This is a genomic window from Mesorhizobium sp. WSM3862 (assembly GCF_002294985.1).
GTDB lineage: Bacteria > Pseudomonadota > Alphaproteobacteria > Rhizobiales > Rhizobiaceae > Mesorhizobium.
Genome location: NZ_NSGE01000001.1, coordinates 715,585 through 737,151 on the forward strand (window position 1 = coordinate 715,585; position 21,567 = coordinate 737,151).

At 63.9% G+C, this 21,567-nt stretch carries 16 protein-coding genes; 8 read left to right on the forward strand and 8 right to left on the reverse strand.

The genetic code is table 11. From position 1 onward, the window contains the following. The first annotated feature begins 94 nt into the window (after positions 1–94). Together CK224_RS03595 and mmsB are read left to right on the forward strand one after the other, a co-directional pair. Entirely contained in the window at positions 95–1,261 is a 1,167-nt protein-coding gene (locus tag CK224_RS03595; RefSeq protein ID WP_095780797.1) for an isobutyryl-CoA dehydrogenase, read from the forward strand. A gap of 24 nt (positions 1,262–1,285) precedes the next feature. Continuing rightward, positions 1,286–2,170, forward strand: coding sequence for a 3-hydroxyisobutyrate dehydrogenase (gene mmsB, locus CK224_RS03600; protein WP_095780798.1), 885 nt, complete (start codon positions 1,286–1,288; stop codon positions 2,168–2,170). A 321-nt stretch (positions 2,171–2,491) separates the two neighbouring features. Here mmsB and CK224_RS03605 read toward each other — a convergent pair whose 3' ends face one another. From CK224_RS03605 to CK224_RS03620, 4 genes are all read right to left on the reverse strand, one after another. Continuing rightward, positions 2,492–3,871: an aspartate aminotransferase family protein gene (locus CK224_RS03605; RefSeq protein ID WP_095780799.1), complete on the reverse strand. Its 1,380-nt coding sequence runs from the start codon at positions 3,869–3,871 to the stop codon at positions 2,492–2,494. 50 nt (positions 3,872–3,921) lie between these two features. Next, positions 3,922–4,044: a capsid protein gene (locus CK224_RS03610; RefSeq protein WP_066999731.1), complete on the reverse strand. Its 123-nt coding sequence runs from the start codon at positions 4,042–4,044 to the stop codon at positions 3,922–3,924. A 32-nt stretch (positions 4,045–4,076) separates the two neighbouring features. After that, a complete protein-coding gene (locus CK224_RS03615) occupies positions 4,077–6,146 on the reverse strand; it encodes a prolyl oligopeptidase family protein (RefSeq protein ID WP_095780800.1) in 2,070 nt (689 codons plus the stop codon). Between the two features lie 89 nt (positions 6,147–6,235). Next, positions 6,236–7,396: an MFS transporter gene (locus tag CK224_RS03620; protein ID WP_095780909.1), complete on the reverse strand. Its 1,161-nt coding sequence runs from the start codon at positions 7,394–7,396 to the stop codon at positions 6,236–6,238. A 256-nt stretch (positions 7,397–7,652) separates the two neighbouring features. Between CK224_RS03620 and CK224_RS03625 the strand changes: the two genes are divergently transcribed. The 4 genes from CK224_RS03625 (at position 7,653) to CK224_RS03640 (ending at position 14,819) form a co-directional block, all read left to right on the forward strand. Continuing rightward, positions 7,653–9,230 (forward strand): trimethylamine methyltransferase family protein, encoded by a 1,578-nt coding sequence (locus tag CK224_RS03625; protein WP_066999726.1) that lies wholly within the window; start codon positions 7,653–7,655, stop codon positions 9,228–9,230. A gap of 53 nt (positions 9,231–9,283) precedes the next feature. Next, positions 9,284–11,854: an FAD-dependent oxidoreductase gene (locus CK224_RS03630; RefSeq protein ID WP_095780801.1), complete on the forward strand. Its 2,571-nt coding sequence runs from the start codon at positions 9,284–9,286 to the stop codon at positions 11,852–11,854. A 92-nt stretch (positions 11,855–11,946) separates the two neighbouring features. Beyond that, positions 11,947–13,455 carry a glycosyltransferase family 39 protein gene (locus CK224_RS03635; RefSeq protein ID WP_176477839.1) on the forward strand — a complete coding sequence of 503 codons (1,509 nt, stop codon included), beginning with the start codon at positions 11,947–11,949 and terminating at the stop codon, positions 13,453–13,455. 17 nt (positions 13,456–13,472) lie between these two features. After that, the gene (locus CK224_RS03640) at positions 13,473–14,819 is read left to right on the forward strand and encodes a Xaa-Pro peptidase family protein (RefSeq protein WP_095778489.1); all 1,347 of its coding nucleotides are present in this window, start codon (positions 13,473–13,475) and stop codon (positions 14,817–14,819) included. Here the strand turns inward: CK224_RS03640 and CK224_RS03645 are convergent. Together CK224_RS03645 and CK224_RS03650 are read right to left on the reverse strand one after the other, a co-directional pair. Then, positions 14,781–15,626 (reverse strand): PhnD/SsuA/transferrin family substrate-binding protein, encoded by an 846-nt coding sequence (locus CK224_RS03645; protein WP_095780803.1) that lies wholly within the window; start codon positions 15,624–15,626, stop codon positions 14,781–14,783. The genes CK224_RS03640 and CK224_RS03645 overlap by 39 nt on opposite strands. Before the next feature lie 75 nt (positions 15,627–15,701). Beyond that, positions 15,702–16,712 carry a fatty acid desaturase gene (locus CK224_RS03650; RefSeq protein ID WP_095780804.1) on the reverse strand — a complete coding sequence of 337 codons (1,011 nt, stop codon included), beginning with the start codon at positions 16,710–16,712 and terminating at the stop codon, positions 15,702–15,704. A 228-nt stretch (positions 16,713–16,940) separates the two neighbouring features. Between CK224_RS03650 and CK224_RS03655 the strand changes: the two genes are divergently transcribed. Both CK224_RS03655 and bmt read left to right on the forward strand, forming a co-directional pair. Then, positions 16,941–17,798, forward strand: coding sequence for a helix-turn-helix transcriptional regulator (locus CK224_RS03655; protein ID WP_066999708.1), 858 nt, complete (start codon positions 16,941–16,943; stop codon positions 17,796–17,798). A gap of 155 nt (positions 17,799–17,953) precedes the next feature. Beyond that, a complete protein-coding gene (bmt, locus tag CK224_RS03660; RefSeq protein WP_066999705.1) occupies positions 17,954–18,970 on the forward strand; it encodes a betaine--homocysteine S-methyltransferase in 1,017 nt (338 codons plus the stop codon). A gap of 12 nt (positions 18,971–18,982) precedes the next feature. Here bmt and CK224_RS03665 read toward each other — a convergent pair whose 3' ends face one another. Continuing rightward, a complete protein-coding gene (locus CK224_RS03665) occupies positions 18,983–19,384 on the reverse strand; it encodes a hypothetical protein (protein WP_245299688.1) in 402 nt (133 codons plus the stop codon). 14 nt (positions 19,385–19,398) lie between these two features. Then, positions 19,399–21,567 carry a VWA domain-containing protein gene (locus CK224_RS03670; RefSeq protein WP_095780805.1) on the reverse strand — a complete coding sequence of 723 codons (2,169 nt, stop codon included), beginning with the start codon at positions 21,565–21,567 and terminating at the stop codon, positions 19,399–19,401.

Sequence of the window (21,567 nt, forward strand, 5' to 3'; positions counted from 1 at the left end):
GCTGGGTTGCGCGGCGGCATCATTGGTCTAGATTGATCGCTGCGCAAAGCCAAAAACGACAGGCCACAAGGCCTGAAACGACAGGGAGCACGCCATGGACGCGGCAGTCGATGCGGGCACTGGCCAATTCGAACTCACCGAGCAACAGCGCGCCATAAAGGAGATGGCTGAGGCCTTCGCGGCCGATCGGGTCGCGCCGAACGCGCTCGACTGGGACCGGGCAAAGCACTTTCCGGCCGACGTGATCCGCGAGACAGGGCCGCTCGGCCTGGGCGGCATCTATGTCCGCGACGATGTCGGCGGCTCGGCGCTCGGTCGGCTCGATGCGGTGCTGATCTTCGAGGCGCTGGCGCATGCCGATCCGGCCTTCTCCTCCTTCATCTCCATCCACAATATGGCGGCCTCGATGATTGACCGCTTCGGCAGCGACGAGCAGCGCCGGCGCTTCCTGCCGAAGCTGACCACGATGGAATGGCTGGCGAGCTATTGCCTGACCGAGCCCGGCTCCGGCTCGGATGCCGCCGCCTTGAAGACGAGAGCGGTGAGGAGCGGCGGCGACTATGTCTTGAACGGCGCCAAGCAGTTCATCTCGGGGGCTGGCGACAGCGACCTCTATGTCGTCATGGCGCGCACCGGCGGCGACGGGCCCAAAGGCATTTCGACCCTGGTGGTGCCCAAGGATGCGCCCGGCCTCTCCTTCGGCGCCAATGAGCATAAGATGGGTTGGCATATGCAGTCGACCCGCCAGGTCATCTTCGAGGATTGCAAGGTGCCGGTCGAGAACCTGCTTGCCACCGAAGGCGCGGGCTTCGGCATCGCCATGGCCGGGCTCGACGGCGGCCGGCTCAACATCGCCGCCTGCTCGCTGGGCGGCGCGCAGTCGGCGCTCGACAAGGCGCTCGCCTACACGAGCGAGCGCAAGGCCTTCGGATCGAAGATCAACCAGTTCCAGGCCCCGCAGTTCAGGCTGGCCGACATGGAAACGGAGCTGCAGGCGGCCCGCATCTTCCTCTATGCCGCCGCCTCGAAGCTCGATCGCAAGGCGCCGGATGCCGGCAAATGGTCGGCGATGGCCAAGCGCTTCGTCACCGACATCGGCTTCGACATCGCCAACGAGGCGCTGCAGTTGCATGGCGGCTACGGCTATCTGCACGATTACGGCATCGAGAAGCTGGTGCGTGATCTGCGCGTCCACCAGATCCTCGAAGGCACCAACGAGATCATGCGTGTCATCATCGCGCGAACGCTGATCGGCCGCTGAAGCAGCAAATTTCGGGAGACAACGATGGCAACGATCGCCTTCATCGGCCTTGGCAATATGGGCAACCCAATGGCTGCCAACCTCGTAAAGGCGGGGTTTGCGGTGCAAGGCTTCGACCTCGTGCCGGAGAACCTCACGATCGCAAAAGAGCATGGCGTCACCGTCATGGCCAATGCCGTCGCCGCGGTGAAGGACGCCGACGTGGTGATCACCATGCTTCCCGCCGGCAAGCATGTGCTGTCGGTCTACGAGGACATCGCGCCCAAGGCGAAGAAAGGCGCCTTGCTGATCGATTCCTCGACCATCGATGTCGAATCGGCACGCAAGGCTCACGCCATTGCCGCCAGGCACGGCTTGCCTTCGATCGACGCGCCTGTGTCCGGCGGCACCGGCGGCGCGACCGCCGGCACGCTCACTTTCATGGCCGGCGGGTCGGACGCAGCATTCGCCTCAGCCGAGCCGATCCTGAAGCCGATGGCCGGCCGCATCGTTCATTGCGGCGGTGACGGCGCCGGCCAGGCCGCCAAGATCTGCAACAACATGATTCTCGGCATTTCGATGATCGGCGTCGCCGAAGCCTTTGTGCTCGCCGAGAAACTCGGCCTGTCGCACCAGGCGCTGTTCGACGTCGCCTCCACCTCCTCCGGCCAGTGCTGGTCACTGACCACTTACTGCCCGGTGCCCGGCCCTGTTCCGGCGTCGCCCGCCAACCGCGACTACAGGCCGGGTTTTGCTGCCGCCCTCATGCTCAAGGACCTGAAATTGTCGCAGGAAGCCGCGCAAAGCGCCGGCGCCGTGACGCCTCTGGGCGCCGAGGCGACGCAGCTCTACGCGCTGTTCAATGCGCAGGGCAACGCAGGCGCCGACTTTTCCGGCATCATAAATTTCCTGCGCGGCGATCCAACCTAAGCAGCTGCTTGCAAAGGGTTATTAGCCAAATTTTTCGACAGAAATCCGGCAAATTTAGATTTGCTTAAGGTCTCGCTAACTCACCGGTAACGATGTGCCTTTAAAACGGACTGCGAGGCGGACATCGCAACCGCCCGGCGCTCCGGATCAGGTCTCGCGTACCGGAGCCCGTAAGTTTCGCAGGTCTCGAGTAGCGAAACGCCATGCGTATCTGGCAAAGCCGCGTTCCCTTCTGGGACGCGGTTTTTGCGTCTGGGCAAGGCTTCGCTGCAGATTCGGGTCGCCGGGCACCCTCCAGCAAGGGCGCCCGGCTGTGTTTTCTCAGCGCTTCCGCAAATCCGCCTCCGCAAGGTCGAGCGCCTTGGCGATGCGCTCGCAGGCCATGTCGATGGTGTCGCGCGTCCAGATCAGCGGCGGCGACAGTATCATCGTGTCGCCGGTGGCGCGCAGCATCATGCCCTGCGAGATCGCGTGATCGCGCACGACGACCGCTGCACTTCCCGACGGCAGGTATCGTTCCTTGGTCGCATTGTCCTTGACGATCTCTATCGCACCCATAAGACCGATCGAGCGCACCTCGCCGACCAGCCTGTGGCCGGCGATGCGCTCCTGCAGCGCCTGCGCGAAATAGGGACCGGTGTCGGTCCTGACGCGCTCGACCAGACCTTCCCGTTCAATGATCTCGAGGTTCTTCAGGGCCACCGCGCACGCGACCGGGTGACCGGAATAGGTGTAGCCGTGGTAGAACTCGCCGCCCTTTTCGACGAGCGTCCTGCTGATGCGGTCGCCGACCAGGAGCGCCGACAGCGGCTGGTAGCCGGAGGTCAGCGCCTTGGCGGTGGTGATGGTGTCGGGCTCAACGTCGAAGGTCTGCGCCGCGAACCATTCGCCGGTGCGGCCATAGCCGGTAATCACCTCGTCGAGCATCAAGAGCACATCGTATTTGCGGCAGATGCGCTGCACCTCCGGCCAGTAGCTGATCGGCGGGATTTTCACACCGCCCGCACCCATCACCGGCTCGCCGATAAAGGCGGCGACCTTGTCGGCGCCGGCTTCGAGGATGGCGTCCTCGACGGCCTTGGCGGCGCGCAGGCCGAAATCGTGGTCGCTTTCGCCGGGCAGCGCGAGCTCATAGGCATAGGGCATCATCACATGGACGATGTTCGGCACCGCGCCGCCGAGCTGCTTGTGCATGGGCTCCATGCCGCCGAGCGAGGTGCCGGCGATCGTCGAGCCGTGATAGGCCATCTTGCGCGAGATGATCCGGTTCTTCTCAGGCTTGCCTTCGAGCGCCCAATAGTGGCGCACGAGCCGCAGCGCTGTGTCGTTGGCCTCGGAGCCGGACGAGCCGTAGAAGACCTGACCGACATGCTCCGGCGCCAGTTCCGCCAGCTTCTGCGACAGCAGCACCGGTGTAGGCGTCGAACACTTGAAGAAGGAGTTGTAGTAGGGCAGCTCCTTCATCTGGGCGTACGCGGCCTCCGCCAGTTCGTCGCGGCCGTAGCCGACATTGACGCACCAGAGGCCCGCCATGCCGTCGAGGATTTCCGTTCCGTCGGAATCATAGATGAACGGCCCTTTGGCGTGGGTGATGATGCGAGAGCCCGCTTCACGCAGTTCCTTATGGTCGGTGAAGGGATGAAGGTGATGCGCGGCATCGATCTGCTGAAGCTGCTTCAGCGAATAGTTCTGATAGGTCATGGGTTTGTCTTTCCTCTTGAATCAATCCGGCGGTGGCCGGGGCGGATTCGTCAGAGGAAACGGGGCGGCGAATAGCCGATGCGGGCGCACAGCCGCAAAAGCTCGGCGCGCAGCGTGCGCGGTGACGGCGTCACCGCGACCCCGAAGGCGCCTGATGTGCTGATGCGGACCATGGCGGCACCTTAAGCCGCCAACGGCCAGCAATTCAAGCTGGACCGGCAAGCGTGCGCTGCAGAAAGACGTAGCGCATCGCCGTTTGCGCGGCCTGGGGCCGGCGATCGCCGCGCCCGCCATGGCCGCCTTCGGTCTCCTCGAAGAACAGCGTCTTGCCGTGACCGGCGGCCTGGAGCCGCGCCGCCATCTTGCGCGCATGCCCCGGATGGACGCGGTCGTCCGCGGTCGAGGTCATCAGCAGCACCGGCGGATAAACGGCACTGGTCGCCACACGCTGATAGGGTGAATAGGCGGCGAGCCATGCAGCCTCCTCCGGCTTTGACGGATCGCCATATTCCGCCATCCACGAGGCACCGGGCGGCAGTTCGGTGTAGCGCAGCATGTCGAGCAGCGGCACGTCGATGATGACGGCGCCGAACAGCTCCGGACGCTGCGTCAGCGAGACGCCGGTCAGCAGGCCGCCATTCGAGCCGCCCTGGATGCCGAGTTGTGCCGCCGTGGTGATGCCGCGCCTGACCACATCCTCGGCGACCGCAGCGAAATCATCGAACGCTTTCTGGCGCTTGCCCTTGAGCGCCGCCTGATGCCACGCCGGGCCGAACTCGCCGCCGCCGCGGATATTGGCCTGCACATAGGCATTGCCCTTGTCCAGCCAGAGCCTGCCGCGGATACCGGCATAGCCGGGCAAGAGCGGTACTTCGAAGCCGCCATAGCCATAGAGCAGCGCCGGCACCGGTCCCGTCTGGTCGCGCCGCCTGACGACGAAATACGGGATCATCGTGCCGTCCTTCGAGCGCGCCTCGAACTGCTCCGAAACATAGGGCGATGCATCGAAGCGCGGCGGCTGCGATTTCACGGTTTGAAGCGAGTCGCCATTGTCGTCCGACCAAATGATCGAGCTCGGCGTCAGGAAATCGGTGAAGGAGAAGGAGACGCTGGAGCCGAAATGCTCGGCATGGCTGATGCCGACATTGCCGTTGTCGGGCAGGTCGACCGGCTTCACCGACCAGCCATTGCCGGTGCGGTCGCAAACGACGACCTTGCCGCGCACATTGTCCATCAGGTTGATGAACAGCCGGTCCTGCGTCCTCGCGAGACCTGCGATTGAAACGCGGGGCTCCGGTTTGAGCAGCGTCTCGACCGGTTCGAACGAACCCGTTTCAATCCAGCGGTCGAAATCCACGGAATGGAGTCCATCCGGCAGGCAGCGCGTGCCGTCCGGCGCCGTCCACGGACTGCGGACGCCGAAGACGAGCTGTCCCTTGAAGATCGCGGTGTCGGTCGCGTCGTCGGGCAGCGGGATGCGCCGGTTCTCGCCCGAAGCCAGCCGAAGGAAACTGTGCGAGGTGAAGAAGTCGATGGTCTTGCCGAGCATGACATGTTTCTTGTCGCCATCGAACTCCACGCCGCCGCCGACCGCGAGATGATTTTTTTCGCCCTCGAAGATCGGCGTCGCCTCCTCCAGCTTCGTGCCACGCCGCCAGAGCTTGATCACCCGCGGATAGCCTGACTGAGTTTTGTCCTCGTCCTCGAAAGCCGCCGAGACGATCACCGTATCCCCGTCCAGCCAGGAAAACCCCGACTTCGAAGCCGGTGCCCGAAACCCGTCCTCGACGAAGGATTTGGTCGCAATGTCGAACTCGCGCATCTCGCTGGCGTCGCCGCCGTCCGGCGACATGAACAGCAGGCAGCGGTCGAAATCGGGATAGAGCCGGCTCGCGCCGCCGAACACCCATTTCACGCCTTCCTTGGCCGAGAGCTGATCGAAATCGAGGATCGTTTCCCATTCCGGCTTGTCGGTCTTGTAGGAGGCGACTGTCGTGCGGCGCCACAAGCCCAGCGCGTTGGTCTTGTCCTGCCAAAAATTGTAGACGCAACCGGCGAGCGCCGATCCGACCGGGATATTGTCCTCGGCCGTCATCAGGTCGAGCGCGGTCTCGAATGCCGCCTGATAGGATGGATCGCCCTGCAGTTCGGCGACAGTCGTCGCATTCTGGCGATGGACCCACTCAAGCGCTTCCTTGCCGTTGCGATCCTCCAGCCACAGGAAAGGATCCTCGACCGGCAATTCAGGCTGGGTTTGGGCCATTGGGCTGGTCATGCTGGTCTCCGGGTCTGGCGGCCCTGCCTACATCGCGTTCGCCGCGCCAACATTCAAGAGCAGCGCTGCCTGCGCTCAGCCAGCCGGCCCTACATCACCCGCCGGCGAATGACGGTGGCTACAGCCAGCGCCGCGCAGATCGCGCCGAGTGTCACCGGAAGCCCCGCGGCGCCGATCAGGTCCATCACACCGCCGGTCAGCGGCGGCACGAGGATGCCACCGACGCCCCACATCAAGGAGAAGGCGGCATTGCCCGCGACCAGCGCCGAGCCGGTAAAACGCTCGCCGAGCTCGATGATCGACATCGTGTAGATCCCGTAGGAAACCGCGCCCCAGATGAAGACGCAAGGCCAGATCAGCGGCGTCTCGATGAGCGCCGGCAAGAGCGCGCAGCCAAGAACCGTCACCGAGACACAGCCGAATCGCACGAGGCGCGCCGTCAGTCTTTCAGCGAGCAGGCCGAGCGGCACCTGCATAGCGATGTTGCCGGCGATCATCGTCGACAGCAGCGCCGACATGCGCGTCTCGGGAATGTCGAAGTGGGTGCCATAGACGGGAAGCAGCGCCAGCACCGACTGCTCGAAACCGGCGGCGGCGACGACCGCCGACAGGAGCAGCCAGGCGAGCGGCATGAAGCCCAGCACCGAAACTTTTTCACCTGCCTCGTCGACCCTGGGCAGACGTTTCACCACGACCGCCAGGCAGGCGCCGCAGAAAAGAAAAGCAAAGATGCCGACCAGAAAAGGCGGCCAACCGTCCGTGCCGACCGCCAGCAGGCAGAGCGGCCCGGCCGCGAACCCAGCCGAGATGATGGTCGAATAGATGCCCATGACGCGCCCGCGCCGCGACGGCGGCGCCAGCGCGATCACCCAGATTTCGCTGAGCACATAAAGCGGATTGGTGACCACGCCGACCAGGAAGCGCAGTGGGAACCAAAAATAGACGTCCTGCGTCCAGCCGATCAGCGCCAGCACCAGTGCCGAGAGCCCGGCGCACGTGAGCGCAGTGCGCCCTGCTCCGAACCGGCGCGCCAGCCCCGGAATCAGTGGCGAGGACAGGATGAAGCCGACCGGCGTCATCGCGGCCGACAGGCCGATCATCGCCGGCGACACGCCCTGACGCTGCAGGATGAAGCTCAGCAGCGGATAGGAAAGCCCCTGCGCGATGGCGAACACCGACACGGTCGCGATCACGCCGGTAATCGCGGCCCACTGCACCGTCTCGCCGGTCGCTGATTTCGCCAGAGCCATCATTCCTGCTCCATTCAACGCAGGCTTAGCCGCTGCCGGCGACAGCCGTAAACGGCCAACTGACGGCAAGGGCGCATGTTCCAGCCAATCCTTGTCAGGAACGCCGGCAGGGAATGCTTTGGCGGCGGCAATTCGGCGGGCCAATCTGCCCTTCCGTCATGTCGCTTCCCTCGCCCTAGTGGTCGCCGCCTCCTTACCGGCAGCATTGCCGCCGGTCCATTATGCCGACCACTTTCGCATCCCCACGAGGCCTCTCATGACTGCCGCCCTTCACCCCGCCGAACCGGCATTGGCAACAGATCGCGCCCGCCGCGGCGGCCGTGCTGGCAAACGTGCCGGCGGATCGGCAGCCTTCGAGCAGCCGCCGTTCCGGCAGCTTAAGAACCCGCTGGTGCCCACCAGGCTGGTGTCCGACGACGAACTGGAATCGATCCACCTCGCCTCGCTGCGCGTTTTGAAGGAGATCGGCGTCGACGTGCTGCATGACGAAGCCCGCCGCATCATGAAGGCGCATGGCGCCGACGTTCGCGAAGGCAGCGAGCGCGTTCGCTTCGACAGCGACATGATCCTCGAGCTCATCGCGTACTGTCCGCCGGAGTTCACGCTGCACGCCCGCAACCCGGCGCACAATCTGCGCTTCGGCGGCAACAACGTCATCCTGTCGATGATGGCCTCGGCGCCGAACTGCTCCGACCTCGACCGCGGCCGCCGCCCCGGCAACCAGGTCGACTACCGCAATTTCCTGCGCCTGGCGCAGATGCACAACATCCTGCAGTGCACCGGCGGCTATCCGGTCGAGCCGATTGACATCCATCCCTCGGTCCGGCATCTCGAATGCATCCGCGACCTCGCCACGCTGACCGACAAGGTCTTCCACATCTATTCGCTCGGCAAGGAACGCAATGTCGACGGCATCGAGATCGCCCGCATCGCGCGCGGCGTCAGCCGCGAGCAGCTGATGGAGGAGCCGTCGGTCTTCACCATCATCAACACCAATTCGCCGCTCAAGCTCGACGTGCCGATGATGGAAGGCATCATCCAAATGGCCAGCATGGGCCAGGCGGTGATCGTCACGCCGTTCACACTCTCCGGCGCCATGGCGCCCGTCACCATCGCCGGCGCGCTGGTGCAGCAGAATGCCGAGGCGCTTTCCGGCATCGCCTTTGCCCAGATGGTGAAGAAAGGCGCGCCGGTCGGCTATGGCGGCTTCACCTCCAATGTCGACATGAAGTCGGGCGCACCGGCCTTCGGCACGCCCGAATACATGAAGGCGCAGCTCGCCGGCGGCCAGCTCGCCCGCCGTTACAATATCCCTTACCGGACCTCCAACACCTGCGCCGCCAACACGGTCGACGCTCAGGCCGCCTATGAAAGCGTCTTTTCGCTCTGGGGCGCCATCCAGGGCGGCGGCAATCTGATGATGCACGGCGCCGGCTGGCTGGAAGGCGGCCTGCGCTGCTCCTACGAAAAGACCATCCTCGACATCGACCTCCTGCAGATGGTGGCCGAATTTCTCACCCCGCTTGATCTCTCCGAAGACGCGCTCGGCTTCGACGCCATCCAGTCGGTCGGCCCGGGCGGCCATTTCTTCGGCACCCAGCACACGCAGGAGCGCTACAAGACCGCCTTCTACTCGCCGATCGTCTCCGACTGGCGCAATTTCGAGACCTGGACCGAGGCGGGCTCGCCGACGGCGCTGGAACGCACCAACAAGGTGTGGAAGGAGCGCCTCGCGGCCTACGAAGAGCCTTATATGGACCCGGCCATCCGCGAGGAGCTCAACGACTTCGTCGAGAAGCGCCGCGCCGAAGGCGGCGCGCCGACCGATTTTTGATCTTTCACGCCCCGCTCACTCGATTCAGTCTCTGCAAAAACGGACCTATCTTCATGAAATCCCACGTTAAAGCGGTTGTCATCGGCGGCGGTGTCGTCGGCTGCTCGGTGCTCTACCACCTCGCCAAGGCCGGCTGGACCGACATCATGCTGATCGAGCGCTCGGAGCTGACCTCCGGCTCGTCCTGGCACGCGGCGGGCGGCTTCCACACGCTGAACGGCGACCCGAACGTCGCCAAGCTGCAGGCCTATACCGTCCAGCTCTACAAGGAGATCGAGGAGCTTTCCGGCCAGTCCTGCTCGCTGCATCTGACCGGCGGCGTGATGATGGCCGATACCCCCGAGCGCATGGACTTCCTGCGGCTCGCCCACGCCAAGGGCCGCTATCTCGGCATGGATACCGAGCTGATCACGCCGTCGGAAGCCAAGGCGATGTTCCCGCTGATGGACGAGAAGAATTTCGTCGGCGCCATGTGGGATCCCGTCGAAGGCCATCTCGACCCCTCGGGCACGACCCACGCCTACGCCAAGGCCGCGCGAAAACTCGGCGCCGAGATCGTGCTGCGCAACCGCGTCGTCGAGCTGACGCAAGAAGCCGACGGCACCTGGAACGTCGTCACCGAGCAAGGCACCGTGAAAGCCGAGCATGTCGTCAATTGCGGCGGCCTGTGGGCGCGCGAGATCGGCCGCATGGTCGGCGTCGCGCTGCCGGTGCTGGCGATGGAGCACATGTACCTGCTCACCGAGCCGATGCCGGAGGTCGAGGAATTCAACAGGTCGACCGGCCGCGAGATGATCGGCGTGCTTGACTTCAAGGGCGAGATCTACACCCGCCAGGAGCGCAACGGCATCCTGCTCGGCACCTATGAAAAAGCCTGCAAGCCATGGTCGCCGGTCAACACGCCCTGGGATTTCGGTCATGAACTCTTGCCACCCGACATCGACCGCATCGCGCCGTCGCTGGAGATCGGCTTCAAGCATTTCCCCGGCATCGAGAAGGCCGGCATCAAGCAGATCATCAACGGCCCCTTCACCTTCGCGCTCGACGGCAACCCGCTGGTCGGCCCGGTCCAGGGCCTGACCAACTTCTGGTGCGCCTGCGCCGTCATGGCCGGCTTCAGCCAGGGCGGCGGCGTCGGCCTGGCGCTGTCCAACTGGATGGTGCACGGCGATCCGGGCTTCGACGTCTGGGGCATGGATGTCGCCCGCTTCGGCGAATGGGCGACGCTGCGCTACACCAACGCCAAGGTGCGCGAGAATTATTCGCGGCGCTTCTCGATCCGCTTCCCGAACGAGGAACTGCCGGCCGCCCGGCCGGCGCAGACGACGCCGCTCTACGACACGATGCTCGCCAACAATGCGGTCATGGGCGACTCGTGGGGACTGGAAACCCCGCTCTGGTTCGCGCCCAAGGGCACCGAGCCAAAGGACATCGTCTCCTTCCACCGCTCGAACGATTTCGGCCCGATCGGCGAGGAAGTTCGCGCGACGCGCGAACGGGTCGGCGTCACCGAGATCGCCAACTTTGCCAAGTACGAAGTTTCCGGGCCGGGCGCCGAGGATTTCCTCAACCGGCTGATGACCAACCGGATGCCGAAGACCGGCCGCATTGTGCTCACCCCGATGGTCAACGAGTTCGGCAGGCTGATCGGCGACTTCACCATCGCCAAGACCGGTGAGGACCGTTTCATGATCTGGGGCTCTTCGGCCGCGCAGAAATACCATATGCGCTGGTTCGAGAAGCACCTGCCGAAGGATGGTTCTGTGCGCATCCACCGCTTCGACCAGACACTGGTCGGCCTGTCGATCGCCGGACCGAGCGCGCGGAATTTGCTGCAGAAACTTGTGGACGTCGACGTCTCGACCAAGGCCTTCCGCTTCATGGACTTCCGCGAGATGGCGGTCGGCGGCGCGCCCTGCATGGTCAACCGCATCACCTATACCGGCGACCTCGGCTACGAGATCTGGATGGCCCCCGCCTATCAGCGCCTCGTCTACAAGGCGATCAAGGAAGCAGGCGAGGAATTCGGCCTCGTCGATTTCGGCATGCGCGCGCTGCTGTCGATGCGTCTCGAAAAGAACTTCCCAACCTGGTTCCGCGAGTTGCGTCCGATCTACGGGCCGTTCGAAGGCTCGATGGACCGCTTCATCAAGCTGGAGAAGAACGACTTCATTGGCCGCGAGGCGGCTGCCAGGGAGCAGGCGCAAGGGCCGAAGCTGCGCCGCGTCTCCTTCATCGTCGATGCTGCCGACGCCGACGTGATGGGCGACGAGCCGATCTGGGCCAAGGTCAGCAAGGATTACGGCACGGTGGAGAAGCCGCATGGCTACGGCGCGCCGCGCTTCGACGAGACGGGCAAGGAAGTGCGCGGCTCGGAAGCCGCCGAAGGCGCTTCGGCCGTGCGCGGTATCGTCGATGGCGAGTGGCGCGTTGTCGGCTGGGTGACTTCGGGCGGCTATGCGCATTACGTGCAAAAGTCGATGGCGCAGGGCTATGTGCCGGCGGCCCTTGCCGAGGACGAGAGCGCCGGCCTGTTCGAAATCGAGATCCTCGGCCACCGCCGCCCGGCCCGCATCAACGTCGAGCCGCCCTTCGACCCGAGCGGCGAGAAGATGCGCACCTGATTCCAGGAAGCCGTAATGTACCGCTTTCGGATCGTGTTGGTGGCCGGCTATATAGCAACCGGCCACCAACGCATCAGATGAGAAGACGACCCTTGCGGCAGCTGGAGAAATGGACCGACTGGCTCTGCGATGAACGGGTCGGCCCTTTCAGTGCCGCAATCGCGTTTGCACTTGCCTATTGCCTGGTCCAGATCGTGGTGATGCCGCTTTCGTCCCATTTCGTGGGCACCGGCGTCGGCGTCGACGATTCCGAACAGTTGATGGCGATGCGCTTCCTCGCGGCCGGCTATGGCGGCTCGCAGCCGCCTTTATACACCTGGTTCGGCATCCTCACGGCCTCGCTGGTTGGAACCAGCATTCTCGCGCTCAAGATCGTCAAATACACGCTGCTGGCCGGTGGATTGGTCGCGTCCTTCGCCACAGTGCGCCGCCTGGGCTATTCAGCCCGCGCGGCGACCACCGCCATGTTCGGCCTGCTGCTGTTTCCACAGATCGTATGGGAGATGCAGCATGCCCTCACCCACTCGGTCGCGGTTTTTTGCTTTTCATCGCTGCTGCTCCTGGCAGTCGCCGAGTTGCAGAAACGGCGCTCGACTACCGCGTATGTGCTGCTTGGCTTGGCGACGGCCGCCGCAATGCTGTCGAAATACAATGAGGTGATCTTTCTCGCTGCGCTGTTCCTTGCGGCGCTGTCCGTCCGCGAAACACGTGAGGCGATCTTCGATCGCCGTTTCCTGATCAGTGTGGTTGTGGCGATCCTTGCCTGCCTCCCCACATTCTACTGGAGCCTCACGCATCTCGGAGACCTGCTGGCGCACAGCGGTGGCCTGGGCGTCGCCGAAGGGGGCAGCGCGGCAAAGACCCTGTCTCGCGGCATCCGCGGCTTGGGCAATGCGATGCTCAATTTCGCCGGGCTGCCGGCCACGATCTTTGCCGTCGCGTTTTTCCTGGCGCGCAAGCAATCCGCTCCACCGCCCGAGGCCGCACCGTGGCCAGAGACGCTGGTCTGGCGGGCGATAGCCTTCGCCTTGCTGATCACGCTCGTGGTGGTGCTGGCGGGCGGCATCACACAGTTTCGCGATCGCTGGATGCTGCCCGTATTCGTGCTGTTGCCGGTCGCCATTGCCATGCGGCTGGACGCGATGGGGGAAAGGGGCAGGAAGACGCAGGCGACAATCGTCTTCGTCGGCGCCGTGATGGCCATCCTCGTGCTTCCGGTAAGCTGGTACATGCAGGTCCACGGCGGCGATAACCGCGGCAGCATCGTGCGCATGGACTACGCTTCGCTCCATCGTCAGCTGACAGCCGACGGACCGGTCGGCACTGTGGTCTCGAGTTGGTTCTGGATCGGCAATCTCCGCCTCGTCGATCCCGATCTCATCGTGCTCGACGACGAGATACCCGATTTCGCCAGATCGATCCGCGAGCCCGCGGTGCTTGTGCTCGCGGATGACGAGGAACCGGCCTCCGTCATCTTCAAAAGGATCACCGAGGCCGGCTATGTGATGGATACCGTCCATCGGCGCATCGCGGTGCCGCAGTTGGGGAGCGCACCGCGCCAGGTCACGATCACCAGGCTGCACAAGATGAAGCCGCAATAGACAGACAGGGGGACCGCATGGACACACAACGTTTCGGCCGCCACCGCAAGATCATGCCGTTCGAACCCGGTTCCGTCGAGGCGCTCCGCGCCGCCTCCCGCGAGAAGGCTGGCGCGCTCAACCAGCACGCTCTGGGCTATGGCGCGGTAGCCGAAGCCGAATGGGCGGCGGCAGGCATTGCCGCTCCCGACCTGCCTGCCATGCGAACCTATCGGCTCGAGCGCATCCGCGCCGAACTCAGGCGCCGCGACTATGCCGGCGCCCTGCTCTACGACCCGGTCAACATCCGCTACGCGACGGATTCGACCAACATGCAGCTCTGGGTCGCGCACAATCCGACCCGCCACTGTTTCGTCGCCACAGAAGGTCCTGTGGTGCTGTTCGACTATTTCTCCTGCGAGCATTTGTCGGATCACGCCGGCGTCGTCGACGAGGTGCGGCCGGCGGTGTCGTGGATGTACCTTTATAGCGGCGAGCTGACCGACAAGAAGGTCCGCCGCTGGGCAGCCGGCATCGCCGAGCTCCTTGCCGAGCACGGCGGCGGCAATCGGCGGATCGCCGTCGACCACATCAACCCGGAAGGCGTCGAAGAGCTTGCCCGCCGCGGCATCACGGTCGGCAATGGCGAGGCGGTGATGGAGAATGCGCGCCTCATAAAGTCGCCCGACGAGATCCTCGCCATGCGCCGCGCCATTGTCGCCTGCGAGGCGGCGATGGGCGAGATGGAAGCGGGGCTGAAGCCGGGCATTTCCGAGAACGAACTCTGGGCGGAACTGCATCGCGGCAACATCGCGCGCGGCGGCGAATGGATCGAGACCCGGCTTCTGTCGTCCGGGCCGCGCACCAACCCCTGGTTCCAGGAATGCTCGTCGCGCATCGTCGAGGACGGCGATCTCGTCGCCTTCGACACCGACCTCATCGGTCCCTATGGATTTTGCGCCGACCTATCGCGCACCTGGCTCTGCGGCGATGGCCGGCCGTCCGACGAGCAGCGTGACCTGTTCCGCATCGCCGCCGACCAGATCGCCCACAACACGGCATTGATGCGGCCGGGCATTTCCTTCCGCGATCTCGTCGAACGCTCCGCCGTGCCGCCTGGAGACTGCTTCCCGGCGCGCTACGGCGTGCTCTACCACGGCGTCGGTCTGGCGGACGAATATCCGACCCTGCCGCATGCCAGCGACTGGACGGACGACACGCCGGATGGCGTCCTGGAACCCGGCATGGTGCTGTGCGTGGAAAGCTATATCGGCAGGCTCGGCGGCCGCGAGGGCGTCAAGATCGAGGAGCAGATCCTCATCACCGAGACCGGCAACGAAAAACTCTCAGCCTACCCGCTCGACGAAAAGCTGCTTGGCAGCTGACCCGTCCAAGCCAAACTCGGCGATGGCCTCGCGCATGGACGCAACGACGTCCGCCGATGTGGCCCTGGCCGAAATAAATGGCAATCCCTTCCGCCTAGTCGTCCAGCCGACGACTTTCACGCGCCGCGCCGCCGGCTCGAATCGCTGCGCCAATGCCCAGCTCTGGCAGTCGATGGCGGCGATATCGGCCCTGCCCTCGGCGATGGCGACGATCGACGACCGGTGGCCGCCGCTTTCGCCGCACGAGGCGAAGACGCCCAGACTTTCGCCGATCGCCTCCAGGTCGCGCGTCAGCCCGAGCAGCCCGGACATCGAATCCGGATTGTTGAAGATGAAGCGCTTGCCGCGGATGAGATCGAGCGGGATGACGGCCTTGCCATCCTCGGGCGAGCCAACCGACCGCCCGCCATCAGCCGGCATCACCAGCGCGCTGGAATAGAGCTCGCCCTGCCCGCCCTCGAACGCGTCATAGCTTGGCTGAGCGACCACCTGCACATGCCTGGCCAGGCCGAGCTCCATCGGCCCCCAGCAGGTCTGGCCGAAAAGCAGCGCCGGGCTCAGCCAGAGCTGGTGAAAATCGAACTCGTCCGGGGGCAATGTCGCGGGGTCGGGCGCTATCAGCTTTCCGGCGCCGTCTTGGATGCCGCCGGACACCGGCGGCAGGTCGCGATTGCTGCGCGCCATTCTTTCCGGCGCGTCGATACCGCTCCGTCGAAAAGCGTCGCGGAGCTGCGCCCATTGCGCGTCGATCTCGCCACGAACTTCCGGCCAGTCATACATCGGCAGAGCCGCAATCAACTTGCTCATGACGAACAGCTTTCAAAACAGGCGGTCATCGGCGCCTGAATTCCGCGGCGATAAAGCAGTCGCGAAAGTTCGAAATTACTCTTTGGGCGGCTCAGCCGGCACCGGAGCCGTGCCAAGTCCACTCACATTACGCGCTCTGATACGCGGTTTGAAGGCGCGGCCGGGTTCGGGCGCGCGGCGCAGCACCGGATGCACCACTGGCTCCTTGGCTTTGAAGGCAAATGATTTGATCAGCGCGAAATAGTTCGGATAGACGTAGCCGTTGTTCATCCGCAGCCATTCTTCGCGGCGATCGCGAAACATCTTCGGCAGTCTGTACCAGGCGACGGTCGGGCTCTTGTGGTGCACGAAATGCAGGTTGTTGTTGAGGAACAGGAAGGAGAGCGGCGACCGCTCGACGATGATCGTGCGGCCCTCCGGGTGTTCCGACCACTGATGCTCGGCATAGGTGCGCACCGAAATCAGGGACTGGCCAAGCCACACCGGCCCCAGGATGTAGAGCCAGAGCGGGATGCCGAAGCCGAAGGTCACGATCGGCACGACCACTGCAAGTCCGACGGCATGCAGCAGCCAGGCTTTGCGGATCGCCTTGTCGCCGGCGGCCATCTGTCTGGCGTCGTCGAGGAAGAAGCCGATCGACGACAGCCAAGGTCCGAGAACGAAGCGGCCGACCATTGTGTTGTTGATCTTGAGCAGGAACTTCATCGCCGGCGGCATTTCCGCATGCATCCAGAGCGCCTGGTAATAGCTTTCCGGATCGTCGAGCGGGTCGGTCAGCCGCTCGTCGGCGTGGTGGCGAAGATGGATCGCCTTGAAACGGCGGAACGGCCAGACCAGCCCGATCGGCAGGACGACGAAGGCTTCGTTGATGCTGGCGTTGCGGGTCGGATGGCCATGCAGCACTTCGTGCATCAGCGAGGATTGCAGGGCCAGTATCAAGGCCAAGGCGACAAGGGCCAGCAGCGAATAGGAAAGCCAAAGCAGGAAGCCGGTGGCAAGCCAGGCGCCATAACAGAACAGTGTGAGGAATACTGTCGGCCATTCCACGGCCGGTGTGCTGCTGTGTCTCTTGCGTATGCCAGTCATGCTATCGACCACTGCCTTCCAGTCGCCGGAACCACTTTGATTCCTGACAGTATTGTGTCAGGAGCCTGCCGTTGTCGCAACGCGACAAAGTGAACAACCTGTTGCGAATGCGCATTTTTGGCTGCAGATGTTATATATTGTAAACAGATTTGGGGATTCATTTGCGCCTGAGCACCTACCCAGCAGGCCTGGGCGCAAATTTTTCCTCCACTGGAAAGGAGCGGCGTGATGGACAAGCGTGATCTGTCGACGGTCTTCCGAGAGCGCCTGAAATTGCTCTTGACACGCTCGGACTTGAACCAGTCGGCCTTCGCGAGCGCCGTCGGCATCGATCGTTCGGCGCTGTCGCAACTCCTGTCGGGCGCCTCGACGCGCCTGCCCCGCGCCGAGACGCTTCTCAACATCGCCGCCGAGTTCAAGGTATCGCTCGACTGGCTGCTGGGCCTTAGCCAGGACGAAGGCGTCACCGGCGAGATTCGCGAAAGCCTCGAGATCGAGGAGGCGCCGGACGGCTTTGACCGCACGCTACTTGCCAAATGGCACGCCGAGGCGGTCGGCACCAAGATCCGCTACGTGCCGGCGGGCATTCCGGACCTCCTGCGCACCGAGGCCCTTGTCGAATACGAGGCCGGCATTACCAACAAGAGCCGCGAGGCGCAGGCCGGCGAAACGCAATACCGCATCGACTACAACAGGCGGCCCGAGACCGACATGGAGGTCTGCATGCCGCGCCATACGCTGGAGATTTTCGCACGCGGGCTCGGCGTCTGGGACCGGTTCCCGGAAGCCGAGCGCCGCCGGCAATTGCTGCACATGGCAACGCTCCTCGACGACCTTTACCCGACCTTCCGCCTGTTCCTCTATGACGGCCGCATGCGCTATTCGATCCCTTATACGATCTTCGGGCCGTACCGCGCCGCAATCTATGTCGGCGATATGTATCTGGTGTTGAACGCCACCCAGCCGGTCCGTACCCTGACCAGCCACTTCGACAATCTGATCCGAGCCGCCGACATCAACGCGCATGAGGCGGCGAGCTTCACGCAGAAGCTGGCCGGCATCTCTTTCCCCTCAGGCTCTGTCTGAACGTGACCATCATCGCCATGCTGGCATGCGGCGACCAACCTGGCCGACCCGTCCGTTTTAGGAAACTCATGCAAGAGCGGGGGCGCAAATTCATTGACTAGATATAAAGACTTCTTTATATCGTTATTTGAATTCAAGATGCGAAAGCCAGAGCCATGACCGCCACCAATCCGATCGACGCATTGCTTGCCGAAAAAGGCGTGCTGCTGGCCGACGGCGCCACCGGCACCAATTTATTCGCGATGGGACTTGAGGCCGGCGAAGCCCCCGAGCTGCTCAACGAGACGGCGCCCGACACCATCGCCGCGCTGCATCAGAATTTCGTCGATGCCGGCGCTGACATCATCCTGACCAATTCCTTCGGCGGCACCCGTCATCGGCTGAAGCTGCATCACGCTCAGGACCGCGTGCATGACTTGAACAAGCGCGCCGCCGAAATCGCCCGTTCGGTGTCCGACAAGGCAGGCCGCAAGGTGATCGTTGCCGGCTCCGTCGGCCCGACCGGCGAGCTTTTGGTGCCGCTCGGCGCTATGTCCTATGAGGAAGCGGTGGATGCCTTCGCCGAGCAGATCGAGGGCTTAAAGGCCGGCGGAGCCGAAGTCGCCTGGATCGAGACCATGTCGGCGCCGGATGAGATCCGCGCCGCGGCCGAAGCCGCGATCCGTGTCGGCCTGCCCTACACCTATACCGGTTCCTTCGATACGGCCGGCCGCACCATGATGGGGCTGTTGCCCAAGGATATCCACGGCGTTGCGGACGGACTATCGCAGGCTCCGCTTGGGGTGGGCGCCAATTGCGGCGTCGGCGCAGCCGACATCCTGGCGTCGCTGCTCGACATGACCGACGCGAAGCCGGAAGCCACCGTGATCGTCAAGGGCAATTGCGGCATTCCGGAATTCCGCGGCAGCGAGATCCACTATTCCGGCACGCCGGAACTGATGGCCGACTATGTCCGGCTGGCAGTCGATGCCGGCGCCAAGATCGTCGGCGGCTGCTGCGGCACCTCGTTCGCTCACCTTGCCGCGATGCGCAAGGCGCTCGACGCGCACACCAAGTCGGCGCGTCCGACAGTCGAGTCCATCGTCGAGCGCATCGGGCCGATGCGCAACAAGATAGCGAGCGCTGCCGAGGCAGGCGAAGGCCGTCGCGAACGCCGGCGCAGCCGCGCCTGAAGTTGGCCTGCTCTATTCGCTGTTTTCAGCGTAGCGCGACAGCGCCGTACCGAGATCGGTGGCGGCGCTGTTCTTGCCGTCGGCGCCCATCGTCATCAACGCGCCGGACGCGCGCGGGTCGCTGATCTGTTCCAGCATCACGCGAAAGCGGTCGTTGTTGAGCGCAGAGAGCGCCGTGTCGCGGGCCGCATCGACATTATTCCTGATCCGCGCGGATTCCGCCGACGGAGCGGACGGTGCTCGCGTCTGAAGATTGCCCGCAGTCGGCGTCACGTTCCCGGTGATATGCAATTCCAGCCCCTCACTTCTATCAGCTTTGACTAACAGGAGGGCATTGCGATCAAGTTCCGGAAAAGCCGCGCAATTTAACGATCGGCAAAAGCCGGCAGGTCCTCCGCCGGCTTTTTGTTCCATGGATGGCACCCGCCCTATCTGTTGGTGCCCAGCGACGAGGCTAGCCGCACCAGCGACAGGAATTCCGCCCTGTAGCCGAACGGATCAGCGCCGCGCGCGGCGTTGGCGATCTCCAGGATCCGGTCGTAGCCGAAATTCGCCGTCTGATCCGCGTCGCGCAGCTTCTGCCCGAAAGCCGCGACCGCGACCGAAAAGCGCTGGTCGACGCCGGCTTCATCGAAGGACGGCACCTCGTTGGCCGCGGTCACCGGTGTCGTGATCAGTTTCGAGACATTCTCGTTCGGCAGCTTGTAGCGGATTTTTACGAAGGCATATTCGCCCGCATTGGCAACGCCGCCATTGTCGACCTTCGCCTCGCCATAGCGCAACGGATCGACCTGCTCGGCGCCGCTTCCCTTAGGCGTGACCTCGTAGATCGCAGTCACCGAATGGCCGGAACCGATATCGCCGGCGTCGACGCGGTCATTGTTGAAATCCTCGCGCTTGAGCGCCCGCGTCTCATAGCCGACCAGGCGGTATTCCGAGACCTTGGCCGGGTTGAACTCGACTTGGATTTTCACGTCCTTGGCAATGGTGAACAGCGTCGAGGACGCGTCCTCGACCAGCACCTTCTCGGCCTCGGCAAGCGTGTCGATATAGGCGGCCGTGCCATTGCCGTTCTGGGCGATGGTCTGCATCATCTGGTCGTTGAGGTTGCCGCGGCCGAAGCCGAACACCGAGAGAAACACGCCGGTCTTGCGCTCCTTCTCGATCAACCGTTTGAGTTCGTCGTCATCGGTCTGGCCGACGTTGAAATCGCCGTCGGTGGCAAGCATCACGCGGTTGATGCCGTCCTTGACGAAGGATTGCTGCGCAAGTTTGTAGGCTTCCTTGATGCCTGCCTCGCCGGCGGTCGAACCGCCTGGCTCCAGATTGTCTATCGCCGCAAGAATCTTCTGCCTTTCCGCGGCCTTTGTCGGCATCAGCACCGTGCCGGCATTGCCGGCATAGGTGACGATGGAGACGGTGTCGTCGGCCTTGAGCTTGCTGACCAGCAACCGGAACGCCGACTTCAACAGCGGCAGCTTGTCCGGCTCGTCCATCGAACCCGAAACGTCGATCAGGAACACCAGGTTGGCCTTCGGCGCCTCGACCGGCTTCACGTCAAAACCCTTGATCGCAACATGCATCAGCTTGGTGCGCTCGTTCCAGGGCGTCGGCATGACGGTGACGGTCGAATTGAACGGCGTCGCGGCCGAGTCCGGCCCCTTCCAGTCATAGGGGAAGTAGTTGATCATCTCTTCGACCCGCACCGTACCTGGGTCGGGCAGAATACCTTCCTTCAGCGAGCGGCGGACGAAGGAATAGGACGCCGTGTCGACATCGATCGAGAAGGTCGACACCGGATCCTGGGCGGCTTGGTGAACCGGATTGGTCTTGAAGGTCTCGATGCGGTCGCGGTTTTGCTCTTGCGGCTGCATTTGATCGGCCGGCATGGGCGCCGGCTGAACCATCGGCCTGGAACCAGCGACGGCGCCAGCCGGCATCTCTGCAGGCTGCATGGCGGTTGCCGGCGCCTGGGCATCCGCGCGTCCGCCGGCGGCCAGCTGGTCAACCTCCGCAGGTGCAGGCGGCGGCGCAGGCAGCGCCTGTGGTACTTGCTTGGCAAAGTCCTTCAACGCCCCGTATTCCTGCCTGGTCCGATCATCGGATCGGCTCAATTCAGTTTTCGGCGGCGATGCCGGTGCGACCTGCGCCTCGTCTTCGACACGCCTCTCGCTGTCGGCGCCGGTCTTCTTCTCCTTGGCAGGCGCGGCCGCCAGCGGCTCGCTGATCGCGGGCTGGTTCGGTATCGGCTTCTGCGCAACCGGCTTGTCGGCCACCGTTTCGGTGACCTTCCCGTTTGAAATAACGGGCGGCTGCTCCCTCAGCATCTCAAAAGCGGCATAGCCGGCGATAGGCAGCGCGACCAGCGCGGTCAGGGCCGGGGTGGCAATGAGTTTCCGTTGCATGATCTCTCTCCAGAGCCTTTGTGCTCGCTCCGTGAGACGAAGATCTGCCGGCGATCCTTGGGGGACGGTCGAAATTTTTTCGTTCAAGTCGAAGGCCTGCATCGCGGCGGCCAACGCACGCGTTTGCGCTTCGCTGTCCGGCGCCGGAACTGCCAGATTGCGCAGCCTTTCGAGTTCGTTGTCGTCGACCAT